Genomic DNA, 12,451 nt, shown 5'->3' on the forward strand with positions numbered 1-12,451 from the left:
TGCGCCAGAACGTCCAAAGATCGTCCAATCCACCGCAAGGCGGTTCAATATCGCCCGTCCCGGCCATGGTATTCCCCCGACCCTGACGAGCCTTTTCAAGCAGTGCGGCCATAGTCGAGGGGGTAGGGGCATGACGGATATTCGGCGGGGCGTGTTGGCGTCTTTCCTTCTGAACACCACGGCGGCGGCGGCCCTGCTGGTGCCGGCGGCGGCGCTGGCGCAGGACGCCGGCAAGCCGGTCGTCCTCGACCCGGTGACGGTCGGCGGCACCGCGGAGACGGGCACCGGCCCGGTCGGAGGTTACGTCGCCAAGCGCACCACCGCCGGCTCCAAGACCGACACCCCGGTCGAGGCGGTGCCGCAGTCGGTCTCGGTGATCGGCCGCGAGGAGATCGACGATCGCCGCGCCCAGAAGGCGGACGAGGCGCTGCGCTACACCGCCGGCGTCTACGGCCAGCCCTTCGGCCCGGACGGCGACACCAACTGGATGTTCATCCGCGGCTTCCAGGCGACGCAGACCGGCGTGTTCCAGGACGGGCTGCAGCTCTACAGCTACGGTTTCGGCGGCATGTACGTCGACACCTTTCCCCTGGAGCGGATTGAGGTGCTGCGCGGCGCCTCGTCGGTGCTCTACGGCGGCAGCAACCCGGGCGGCCTCGTCAACTTCGTCAGCAAGCGGCCGGACGGGCAGCGCCTGCGCTATGTCGAGACCGGCATCGACGACGCCGGCACCGCCAACCTGGGCTTCGACTTCGGCGACAAGGCGGGCGAGACGCTGTCCTACCGCCTGACCGGCCGCGTCGCCGGCGGCGACGGCTATTCCAAGCACGAGGACGGGTTCCGCGGCACCATCTCGCCCAGCATCACCTGGGCGCCGGACAGCCGGACCAGCGTGACGCTGCTCGCCAACTACACGGACATCGACAAGACGCACAACGGCGGCGCCTTCCTGCCCTACGTCGGCACGGTGGTCGACGCGCCGTTCGGCAAGATCAGCCGCGACGCCAACTTCACCGAGCCGGGCATCGACACCTACCGGCGCCGGCAGGGGTCGCTCGGCTACGAGGTCTCGCACACCTTCGACAACGACCTGACGGTGCGCCAGAACGCCCGCTACGGCTATTCCAAGGTGCACGAAGTCAATCTCTACCCCTTCGGCTACGCCGGGTTCTCGCCGCGCCCGACCGACCCGACCAACCAGCTGGCGCGCATCAACTTCGAGCACGAGACGACGGTCAGCACCTTCGCCGTCGACAACCAGCTGCAGGGTACGCTGCGCACGGGCCCGGTCGAGCACACGGCGCTGGTCGGCGTCGACTACCGCTACTTCCGCATGGACCAGATGCAGGCCACGGGGGCCGCCACCACGATCAGCGCCACCAACCCGGTCTACGGCGCCGCGCAGGGCGCGCGCACGCCCTACATCGACCAGACGCTGACCCTGCACCAGCTGGGCGTCTATGCGCAGGACCAGCTGCGCTTCGGCCAGGGTTGGCTGGTGACGCTGAACGGCCGCTACGACCGCGCCACCACCAAGGCGGTGGGCCTGCCGTCCTACGAGGGCAGCAAGGGCCAGCTGAGCGGCCGCGCCGGCCTCGCCTACGAGTTCGCCAACGGCATGACGCCCTACGCCAGCACGTCCACCTTCTTCAATCCGGTCCTCGGCTCTTCCGCCGCCAGCGGCGTCTTCAAGCCGGAGACCGGGACGCAGTACGAGGTCGGCCTGAAGTACCGGCCGGCGTGGGTGGACGGGCTGCTCACCGTGGCGCTGTTCGACCTGACGCGGCGCAACGTGGTGACCGGCCCGTTCCTGGCCGAGACACAGATCGGCGAGGTCAACTCGCGCGGCGTCGAGTTCGAGGGCAAGGTCAACGTCACCCGCAACCTGAAGGCCACCGCCGCCGTCACCCTGTTCGACCTGGAGATCACCAAGGACGCCGACCCCAATCTGGTCGGCAAGACGCCCTTCATCGTGCCGGAACGGCAGGCGTCGCTGGCGCTCGACTACACCTTCAAGGAGGGCGCGCTGGACGGCGTGGTGCTGGGCGGCGGCGTGCGCCACATCGGCTCCTCCTGGGTGGACAACGAGAACACGCTGAAGGTCCCGGCGGCCACGGTGTTCGACGCGCGCGTCGGCTACCGGAAGGACAACTGGGGCGTCGACCTGAACGTCGCCAACCTGTTTGACAAGGCCTACGTGGCGAGCTGCCAGACGCAGTTCTCCTGCGGCTACGCCGAGGGCCGGACGCTCCGCCTGACCGCCCATATGACGTGGTGACGGCGGTGCTGTTCGGCGTTGCGAACAAGCCCCTCTCCCTTGACGGGAGAGGGGTTGGGGAGAGGGTGGCAAAGCGAAACTTTCGCGGGCTTCGCCCGCTCCCCCTCTCCCCAACCCCTCCCCCGCGAGGGGGGAAGGGCTAATGTGGCAGTTCCCATGAACGGCACGACGCACCTTGCAGCCCTGTACGAGGTCGATGACGTGGGCTTCGCCATCGGTGGGCGGGCGATCGTCTCCGGCCTGACCTTCCGGCTGGAGCCGGGGCGGATCCATGGCCTCGTCGGGCCCAACGGGTCGGGCAAGAGCACGCTGATCCGCATGCTCGCCCGCCAGCAGGCGCCGAGCGCCGGCCGCATCCGCTTCCTGGGCGAGGATCTTGGGCGCCTCGGCGACCGCGCCTTCGCGCGCTCGGTCGCCTACATGCCGCAGTTCACCCCGCCGGCCGAGAGCCTGACCGTGCGCGAGCTGGTGGCGCTCGGCCGCTTCCCCTGGCACGGGGCGCTCGGTCGCTTCGGTGCGGAGGACGCCGCCAAGGTGACCGGGGCGCTGGCCGACACCGGCCTGGAGCCGCTGGCCGACCGTCTGGTCGACAGCCTGTCCGGCGGCGAGCGGCAGCGCGCGTGGCTCGCCATGATGGTCGCGCAGGACGCCCGCTGCCTGCTGCTCGACGAGCCCACCTCGGCGCTCGACATCGCGCATCAGGTGGACATGCTGGATCTGGTGCGCACGCTGAGCCGGGCGCGCGGCCTCGGCGCGGTCGTCGTGCTGCACGACATCAACATGGCCGCCCGCGTGTGCGACGACATCCTGGCGCTCCGCGGCGGCCGACTGATCGCCCAAGGACCGCCCGCGGCGATCATGACCGGGGAGGCGCTGGCCGGCATCTACGGCATCGCCATGGGCACCCTGCCGCATCCGGCGACCGGCCGGCCCATCGGGTACGTTCGATGACGCGCTCCCTCACGCGGCGTCGGGCGCTCGGCCTCGCCGCCGGGCTGCTGCTGGCTCCCACTGTGGTCCGCGCCACGGAGCCGCGCGTCGCCGCCATCGACTGGGCGGCGCTGGAGACGGCGCTGCTGCTGGGCATCGTTCCGGTGGCGGCGACCGAGCTGCGGCAGTTCCGCGAGATCGCGCTGGAACCGGAGATCCCCGCGGGCGTCGCCGACGTCGGCCTGCGCGGCACGCCGAACTACGAGGCGCTGCGGCTGGCGGCGCCCGACCTGATCCTCAGTTCCAACTTCTACGAACGCCAGCGCGGCACGCTGGAGCGCATCGCGCCGGTGCTGTCGCTGACGGTGTACGAGCCGGGCGTGCCACCCTACGCCCGCGCCGCGGAGGCCGCCACCGCCCTGGGCCGCGCGCTCGGCCGCGAGGCGCAGGCCGCCGTCGCGCGCGCCGATGCCGCCATCACCGGATTCCGCGACGCTCTGCCTAGCGTGCCCCGGCGGCCTGTGTTCGTGGTCAGTGTCGGCGACGCCCGGCACGTCCGCGCCTTCGGTGCCGACAGCATGTTCGGCGACGTGCTCGGCCGGCTGGGATTCGCGAACGCCTGGACCGCTGCGACGAGCTATTCCGCCGCCGCCCCGCTGGGCATCGAGGCGCTGGCGCGGGTGCCCGACGCCGCCGTGCTGGTCGTCGGGCCGGTGCCGGCCGAGGTGCGCCGCGAGCTGGCCGACAGCGCGCTGTGGCGGGCGCTGCCCATGGTGCGCGCCGGGCGGGTGGCCCAATTGGCGCCGATCAACCATTTCGGTGGGCTGCCGGCGGCGGTGCGCTTCGCCCGCCTCGCCACCGCGGCCCTGGGGGGAGGCGGGCATGGCTGAGCGCGCGGTGCTCATGCGGCCCGCCCTGCTGTGGGGCGCGCTGGCGCTGCTCGCCGCCGGGCTGTCGACGGCGCGGGTCGCGGCGCCCTCCGCCGCCGTACCGGACCTCGACTCCATCATCCTGTGGTACGGCGTGCTGCCGCGCATGGCGGTGGCGCTGGTCGCCGGGGCGGCGCTCGGGCTGGCCGGGCTGCTGCTCCAGCGCGTGCTGCGCAACCCTCTGGCCGAGCCGTCGACGCTCGGCGTGTCGGCCGGCGCGCAGCTCGCCCTGACGGTGGCGGCGCTGCACGCGCCGGTGCTGATGGAGACGGCGCGCGAGGGCGTGGCGCTGGCCGGCGGCTTGGCGGCGGTCGGGCTGATTCTGGCGCTGACGTGGCGGCGCGGGCTGGAGCCGGTGGCGGTGGTGCTGGCCGGCATGATGGTGGCGCTGACCGCCACCACGGCCAGCGCCGCGCTGATCCTGGCGAACGGCGAGTACCTGTTCTCGCTGTTCCTCTGGGGCGGCGGGGCGCTGGCGCAGCAGAGCTGGGGGCCGACGCTGACCATCGCCGCGCGGCTGGCGCTGGGGATCGGCGCGGCGGTGCTGCTAACCCGGCCGCTGGCGATCCTGGCGCTCGACGATTCCAGCGCGCGCAGCCTGGGCGTGGCGCTGCACGCCACCCGCTTCGCCGTGCTCGGCGTCGCCGTATGGCTGGCCGCGACGGTGACGGCGGAGGTCGGCGTGATCGGCTTCGTGGGGCTGGCCGCTCCGGCGCTGGCGCAGCTCAGCGGGGCGCGCACGCAGCGCGGCCGGTTGATCGCCGCGCCGCTGATCGGCGCGCTGCTGCTGTGGTTCACCGACGGGCTGGTGCAGTTGCTGGCCGGGGCCGGCGGCGAGCGGGTGCCGACCGGCGCCGCCACGGCGCTGCTCGGCGGGCCGCTGCTGCTGTGGCTGCTGCCGCGCGTGCGGATGTTCGAATGGCCGTCGCTGAACGCCCGGTCGGCCGCCGCACGACGCGCCCGGCGCCCCGCCATGCTGATCGCCGTCCTCGGCGCGCTGGCGCTCGCCGCCGTGGGGCTCGCGCTGTCCGTGGGCGTGGGCCCGCGGGGGTGGACCGTCTCCACCGGCGCCTTGTTCGCCGATCTGCTGGCGTGGCGGGGGCCGCGCGTCGCCGTCGCGGCGGCGGCCGGGGCGATGCTGGCGGCGGCCGGCATGGTGCTGCAGCGCGTCACCGCCAACCCGCTGGCCGGGCCGGAGATGCTGGGCGTCGGCAACGGCGCCGGCGTCGGGCAGGCGGCGGCGCTGTTTGCGTTTACCGCCCCCGGACTGGGTGTGCAGGTCGCGGCTTCGGCGCTCGGCGCGACGCTGGTGCTCGCCACCATTCTGGCGCTGTCGCGCCGCGCCGGGCTGGGGCCGGAGCGGCTGCTGCTCGCCGGCATTGCGATGGGCGCCCTGTGCAGCGCCGTGCTCACCGCCGTCATCGCCACCGGCTCGCGCCAGGCCTTCGACCTGCTGCGCTGGCTGAGCGGCTCCACCAACGAGGCGACGCCGGACGAGGCGTGGCTGTGCGCCGCCTCGGCGCTGGTGCTGCTGGCGCCGCTGCCGTTCCTGGCGCGTTGGCTGGAGATCCTGCCGCTGGGCGACGTCACCGCGCGCGCTCTCGGCCTGCCGGTGCGCCGGTGCCGCACGGCGCTGGTGCTGCTGGCCGGGCTGCTGACCGCCACGGCGTCGCTGTTCGTCGGGCCGCTCAGCTTCGTCGGGCTGGTGGCGCCGCACCTCGCCCGCCTGCTGGGATTGGGCCGTCCGCTGGCGCACGCCGCCGGGTCGGTGCTGATCGGGGCCGGGCTGATGGTGGCGTCCGATTGGCTCGCCCGCACCGCCGCCTTTCCCTACCAGCTGCCGCTCGGCCTGTTCGCCGCGCTGCTCGCCGGCCCGTACTTGATCTGGCTGCTCGCCCGCGAGGGGCGCTCCTGAAGACCGATAGTCATCCGCCAACCTCGGGAAACCCGCATGTTCCGCCGATTCTTCGCCTACTACCGCCCCTACAAGGGCCTGCTGGCCCTGGACGTCTGCTGCGCCGTGCTGTCCGGCCTGCTGGAACTGGGCTTCCCCATGGCGGTGCGGTCGTTCGTCGACCGGCTGCTGCCGACCCAGGACTGGCCGCTGATCGTGCTCGCCTCCGCGGCCTTGCTGGCGGTCTACGCCGCCAACGGGGCGCTGATGGCGGTGGTCGTCTACTGGGGCCACAAGCTCGGCGTGAACATCGAGACGGAGATGCGCCGCAAGAGCTTCGACCATTTGCAGAAGCTCTCCTTCCGCTTCTACGACAACCACCGCACCGGCCACCTCGTGGCCCGCGTCACCCGCGACCTGGAGGAGATCGGCGAGGTCGCCCACCACGGGCCGGAGGACCTGCTGATCGCGGTGATGACCTTCGTCGGCGCCTTCGGCCTGATGCTCGCGGTGCACGCGCCGCTGGCGCTGATCACCGCGGTGGTGGTGCCGGTCGTCGCCTTCCTGACCAGCCGCTACGGCGGGCGGATGACGCGCAACTGGCAGGCGCTCTATTCCCGCGTCGGCGACTTCAACGTGCGGATCGAGGAGAATGTCGGCGGCATGCGCGTGGTGCAGGCCTTCACCAACGAGGAGCACGAGCGCACCCTGTTCGCCCGCGACAACGCCCGTTACCGCAGCACCAAGCTGGACGCCTACCGCATCATGGCGCTGTCGACGACGCTCAGCTACCTGAGCATGCGCCTCATCCTGATCGTCGTCATGCTGACCGGCGCGCACTTTGTGCTGGCGGGCGAGCTGACCAACGGCGGCTTCTTCGCCTTCCTGTTGCTGGTCAACGTGTTCTTCCGCCCGATCGAGAAGATCAACGCGGTCATCGAGACCTACCCGCGCGGCATCGCCGGCTTCCGCCGCTACGCCGAGCTGCTGGACACCGAGCCCGACATCCAGGACCGTCCGGACGCCGTTCCGGCCCCGCCGCTCAAGGGCGACATCCGCTATTCGGGCGTCACCTTCGCCTACGGCGACGGCCGGCCGGTGCTGCGGGACGTCGACCTGACCATCGCGGCGGGCAGCACGGTGGCTTTCGTCGGCCCGTCGGGGGCGGGCAAGACGACGATCTGCTCGCTGCTGCCGCGCTTCTATGAGGTGCAGGGCGGGGTCATCACCATCGACGGCATCGACATCCGCAGCATGACGCTGGCCTCCCTGCGCCGGCAGATCGGCATCGTGCAGCAGGACGTGTTCCTGTTCGGCGGCACCATCCGGGAGAACATCGCCTACGGCCGCCTGGACGCCACCGACGGGGAGATCCTGGACGCCGCCCGGCGCGCCCGCCTGGACACGCTGATCGACCAGTTGCCCGACGGCCTCGACACCATCATCGGCGAGCGCGGCGTCAAGCTGTCGGGCGGGCAGAAGCAGCGCCTGACCATCGCGCGGATGTTCCTCAAGAACCCGTCGATCCTCATCCTCGACGAGGCGACCTCGGCGCTCGACACCAGGACCGAGCGCGAGATCCAGCAGTCGCTCCAGGAGCTGTCGGAGGGCCGCACGACCCTGGTGATCGCCCACCGCCTGGCGACCATCCGCAACGCCGACAAGGTTTTCGTGGTCGGCGAGGGCGGGCGCCTGGAGCCGGCCGCGCACGAGGAGTTGATGGCGCGCGACGCCTGACGCGGCCGGCGCGCGAATGCCCGGCCGCTGGGAAACGCCCGTGCACACACCATGTTGTGATGTGAAGGGATGCCAGCCAGCCGCGGTGGCCTAATGCTCGGACGCGTCAGCCAGATCGTTCCCCTCACGCCGGAACTTGGGCGGTGCGTCCAGGAGTGGACGACGTCCGCCCGCCGCCGAACCGTTGGTCCCTCTCCTCCGGAGGAGGGCCATGGACACTGAAAGCGAGCGTGGCGAGACCACCTGGCCCGTCGTCGGCGGCACCATGGGCGCGCTGATCCGGGCGTACGACTGGCATCGCACCCCCCTCGGCGCGATCGACTGGTGGCCGCAGAGCCTCCGCACCGTCGTCGATCTCATGCTCGCGGCGCGCCAGCCGGTCTACATCGCCTGGGGACCGGAGCTGACCTCGCTGTACAACGACCATTGCATCCCGATCCTCGGAACCAAGCACCCCGGGTGCCTGGGCAAGCCGTACCGGGAGGTGTGGGCGGAGACCTGGGACGAATACCGTGGGATCGTCCAGGCGACCATGGCGGGCGAAGCCCAGCACTTCGTGGACCAGCCCATCGCCCTTGACGGCCGGCCGGGCCTTTCGATGAGCTGGTTCACCTTCTCCTGGACGCCGCTGCACGACGAGGCCGGCGCGGTCGCCGGCTTCTTCGCCGCGGCGACGGAGACGACCGCGAAGATCCGTATGGAGGAGACGTTGCGCGCGAGCCGGGAGGAGGCGCTGCGGCGGAGCGAGGAGCGCCTCCGGCGCGCCATGGAGATCGAGACGGTGGGCGTGCTCTTCTTCGATCCGGCCGGGACCATCAAGGAGGCCAACGACGCCTTCCTGACCTTCTCCGGCTTCACGCGCGAGGACGTGGCGGCGGGCCGGCTGCGGTGGCAGGAGCTGACCCCGCCCGAACACCTGCCGGTGAGCTGGCGCACGTTCAACGCGCTGGTGACCACCGGACGCGCGCCGCCGTACGAGAAGGAGTATTTCCGCAAGGACGGGTCGCGCTGGTGGGGCCTGTTCGCCCCCCGCCTGCTCGCCGAGGGCGAGGCGGTGGAGTTCATCCTCGAGATCACCGAGCGCAAGCGCATGGAAGCAGCCCTGCGCACCAGCGAGGAGCGCTATCGCGGGCTGGTGGAGACGCAGACCGACCTGATCGTGCGGCTCGGCGCCGACGGACGCTTCACCTTCGCCAACGACAGGGCCTGCCAGGTGCTCGGACGGTCGCGCGAAGAGCTTCTGAGCTGCCATTGGGCGCAGTTCGTGCATCCGGAGGACGCCGGGGGCATTCTGGAGGCCATCGAGGAGACGAAGGCGTCGCCGGATCACCGCACCACGGTGGAGGCCCGCATCCGGACGGTGAACGGCGTCCGCTGGTACGCCTGGGAGGGCTACGCGATCTTCGACGAGGCCGGCGCCTTCGTCGAGAAGCAGTCGGTGGGTCGCGACATCACCGAGCGCAAGGCCATGGAGGATGTGCTGCGCCACGCCAGGGACGAAGCGGAGCGGGCGCGCGACAAGGCCGAGCAGGCGACCCTCGCCAAGTCGAAGTTCCTCGCCGCCGCCAGCCACGACCTGCGCCAGCCTTTGCAGTCTCTGCTGCTGTTCCTCGACGTGCTGAAGCCGCACGTGGCGCCCGAGGGGCAGGAACCGCTGAAGCATCTCGGGCGGGGGCTGGACGCCCTGCGCGACCTGCTGGACGGCCTGCTCGACATCTCGCGCCTCGACGCCAGCGTCATCCAGCCGGTCGTCGAGGATTTTCCGGTCAGCGACCTCGTCGATCCGATCGGCGCCGCCTACGCGCCGCTCGCCGCGGCCAAGGGCCTGGAGCTTCGCATCGCGCGTTGCGCGGCGACGGTGTGCAGCGACCGTACGCTGTTGGGCCGGATGATCCGCAACCTGGTCGAGAACGCGTTGCGCTACACCGAGGCTGGGCGCATCGCCATCTCGTGCCGCGAGACGGAGAACCACCTGCGCATCGAGGTGGGCGACACCGGCATCGGCATCCCGCCGGAGCACCTGGAGTGGATCTGGCAGGAGTTCCATCAGGTCGGCAATCCCGAGCGCGACCGCAACCGCGGGCTGGGGTTGGGGTTGTCGATCGTGCAGCGCCTGTCCCACCTGCTCGACCATCCCGTCCATGTCCGTTCGACGCCGGGCGTGGGGTCCGTGTTCAGCGTCGAGGTGCCGCTCGGCGAGTCCGCACCGGCCCTGACGCCGGCATCGCCTCCGGTGGCGGCTGGCAACGGCCGGTTCGCGGTGTTGGTGGACGACGACGCCATCGTGCTGCTCGGCCTTTCGGCGACGTTCCGGGGCTGGGGCTACGAGGTGCTGGCCGCCGGCTCGACCGACCAGGCGCTCGCGCGCCTGCGGGAAGGCGGCCGGCGGCCGGACATCATCGTTGCGGACTACCGGCTGCGCGAGGGGCGCTGCGGCACCGAGGCCATCCTGCGGGTCCGGGAGGCGTACGGCAGCGACGTGCCGGGCGTCATCCTGACCGGCGAGACCGGAAGCGAGGTCCAGCACGACGCCGCCGAGCACGGCTTCTACGTGATCCACAAGCCGGTCACCCCGCGGCAACTCGGGGAAGCCCTGGAGAAGCTCCTGGCGGGTGATCGATAGTCCGATCCGATGATGACGGCCCGAGCCAGAGCAGATCGGCGAATCCCGCGACCGTCAACGCCATGTGAAGGGCCGGCTACGCGCCGACGCCTTCGTTCTCCAGCACGAAGGCCTCGAACGCGTTCTCATCGAGCGGGCGGCTGACCAGGAAGCCCTGGATGTGCTGGCAGCGTTGCCGCTTGAGGACCTCCGCCTGCTCGTGCGTCTCCACTCCCTCCGCGATGGTGGCGAAGCCGAGGCTGTCGGCCAGGGTGACGATAGTCCCGACGATTGCCGGGTCGCTGTTGGAGGTGACGATGTCGCGCACGAACGAGCGGTCGATCTTGAGCGTGTCGATGGGAAAGCGCTTGAGGTAGGCCAGCGACGAATAGCCGGTGCCGAAATCGTCGATCGACAGCTTCACGCCGATCGCCTTCAATTGGTGGAGGATGGTCGCCGCCTTCTCGATGTCGTCGACCATGGCGCCTTCCGTCAGTTCCAGTTCGATGTATTCGGGCGGTACCCCGGACGCCGCGACCACCGTACGCACCAGGGCGGCGAGCCGGCCGTCCTGGAACTGCCGCGGCGACAGGTTGACCGACATCACCCCCACCGACAGCCCGCGCGACCGCCACTCCGCCAGCTTGCCCGCCGCCGTCTGAAGCGTCCAGGCGCCGATCTCCCAGATCAGCCCGGTGTCCTCGGCGAGCGGGATGAAGTCCGCCGGGGAGATCAGCCCGCGCCCCGGGTGCCGCCACCGGATCAGGGCTTCGGCCCCGATGATGCGGTTCGTCGCCATCTCGACCTTGGGTTGGAAGTGCAGCTCGAATTCCTGGTTGGCGACGGCGCGTCGCAGGTCGTTCTCCAGCCCCAGCTTGCGGTCCGCCTGATCGCGCATGCCGTCGTCGTAGCAGACGAACCGGAACTCCGGGTGGCGCTTGGCGTGGTACATGGCGAGGTCGGCGTTGCGCAGCAGCTGGTCTGTGCTTTCGCCGTCGTCCGGATAGAAGGCCAGCCCGACCGAGGCGCCGCAGTAGACCTCCTGCCCGAACAGGTCGAACGGCTCGCCCATGGAGTAGAGGATCTTCTCGGCCAGCCGGGCGCCGGCCGCACGGTCGCCGGCGTCCGGCGCGATGACCAGGAACTCGTCGCCGCCCAGGCGGCTCACCGTGTCGGACAGGCGCGTGCAGTTGCGCAGCCGCCGCGCCGCCAGCTTCAGCAGCTCGTCGCCAGCGTGGTGACCCAGCGTGTCGTTGACCTGCTTGAAGCGGTCCAGGTCGATGTAGGCGACGACGATCTTGGTCCGGAACCGCTGGGCGTGCAGGATGGCCTCCTCCATGCGCTCGCAGGCCAGCCAGCGGTTCGGCAGGTCGGTGAGGCGGTCGAAGCTCGCCTGGTAGCGGATCTGGTGCTCCTGGTACTTGCGCTGGCTGATGTCGGCGAGCGTCAGCACATAATGCTCGAGGGCTCCGCCCGGCGCCCGCACCGTGGTGACGGCGAGCGCCGCCGCGAAGCTCTCGCCGTTGCGGCGCACCCCGGTCACCTCGCCCTGCCAGCGGCCCGAGCGCCGCACCGCCTCCCAAAGCTCCGCCTCGAAATCCGGCGGATGGACGCCGTCGGCGAGGATGGCGAGCGGCTGGCCGACCACGTCCTCCGCCTCGACCCCGGTGATGCTGCGGTAGGCCGGGTTGACGACCTGCACGGTCAGCTCGGGGCTGACGATCAGGATGCCGTCGGCGACGCTGTCGAACACGGTGGCCAGCAGGCGGATCTTCTCCTCGTGCTGCTTGCGCTCGGTGATGTCCTGGACGGTGCCTTCGTAGAAGCGGATGGCGCCCGCCGGGTCGCGCACGCAGCGCGCGTTCTCCGAGATCCAGATGATCGAGCCGTCGCGGCGGAACACCCGCGCCTCGAAGTTCTGCACCACGCCCTGGCTGTCCATCAGCGCGGCGAACGCCTCGCGCCGGCCGGGATCGACGTACAACTGCCCGGCGATGTCGGTCAGGTTCCCGATCAGCGCGTCCACCGAGTCGTAGCCGTAGATCCGCGCCAGCGACGGGTTCACCCGCAGGTAGCGGCCA

The 12,451-nt window shown here is 71.2% G+C and carries 7 protein-coding genes; 6 read left to right on the forward strand and 1 reads right to left on the reverse strand.

All coding sequences use genetic code 11. The features are described from left to right. Positions 1-151 precede the first annotated feature (151 nt). From ACRWK7_RS35205 to ACRWK7_RS35230, 6 genes are all read left to right on the forward strand, one after another. Complete coding sequence (locus ACRWK7_RS35205) at positions 152-2,278, forward strand: TonB-dependent siderophore receptor (protein WP_431862519.1); 2,127 nt, start codon at positions 152-154, stop codon at positions 2,276-2,278. Positions 2,279-2,422: 144 nt separating this feature from the next. Continuing rightward, on the forward strand, positions 2,423-3,229 hold the full coding sequence (locus ACRWK7_RS35210) for an ATP-binding cassette domain-containing protein (protein ID WP_431862521.1): 807 nt from the start codon (positions 2,423-2,425) through the stop codon (positions 3,227-3,229). Beyond that, complete coding sequence (locus ACRWK7_RS35215) at positions 3,226-4,098, forward strand: ABC transporter substrate-binding protein (RefSeq protein WP_431862522.1); 873 nt, start codon at positions 3,226-3,228, stop codon at positions 4,096-4,098. Before ACRWK7_RS35210 ends, ACRWK7_RS35215 begins: the two co-directional genes overlap by 4 nt. Further along, entirely contained in the window at positions 4,091-6,052 is a 1,962-nt protein-coding gene (gene fhuB, locus ACRWK7_RS35220) for a Fe(3+)-hydroxamate ABC transporter permease FhuB (RefSeq protein WP_431862524.1), read from the forward strand. Before ACRWK7_RS35215 ends, fhuB begins: the two co-directional genes overlap by 8 nt. Before the next feature lie 36 nt (positions 6,053-6,088). After that, positions 6,089-7,768 carry an ABC transporter ATP-binding protein gene (locus ACRWK7_RS35225; protein WP_431862526.1) on the forward strand — a complete coding sequence of 560 codons (1,680 nt, stop codon included), beginning with the start codon at positions 6,089-6,091 and terminating at the stop codon, positions 7,766-7,768. A gap of 211 nt (positions 7,769-7,979) precedes the next feature. Next, positions 7,980-10,391, forward strand: coding sequence for a PAS domain-containing hybrid sensor histidine kinase/response regulator (locus tag ACRWK7_RS35230; RefSeq protein ID WP_431862528.1), 2,412 nt, complete (start codon positions 7,980-7,982; stop codon positions 10,389-10,391). Between the two features lie 76 nt (positions 10,392-10,467). Here the strand turns inward: ACRWK7_RS35230 and ACRWK7_RS35235 are convergent. Then, positions 10,468-12,451: putative bifunctional diguanylate cyclase/phosphodiesterase (locus ACRWK7_RS35235; protein ID WP_431862530.1), on the reverse strand; the 1,984-nt coding region annotated here is incomplete at its 5' end.

This window comes from Azospirillum sp. (assembly GCF_050789165.1).

Excerpts from the sequence above, each read along its gene's own strand:
- ACRWK7_RS35215 (WP_431862522.1), top strand. The coding sequence starts at position 3,226 with ATGACGCGCTCCCTCACGCGGCGTCGGGCGCTCGGCCTCGCCGCCGGG.
- fhuB (WP_431862524.1), top strand. The coding sequence starts at position 4,091 with ATGGCTGAGCGCGCGGTGCTCATGCGGCCCGCCCTGCTGTGGGGCGCG.
- ACRWK7_RS35225 (WP_431862526.1), top strand. The coding sequence starts at position 6,089 with ATGTTCCGCCGATTCTTCGCCTACTACCGCCCCTACAAGGGCCTGCTG.
- ACRWK7_RS35230 (WP_431862528.1), top strand. The coding sequence starts at position 7,980 with ATGGACACTGAAAGCGAGCGTGGCGAGACCACCTGGCCCGTCGTCGGC.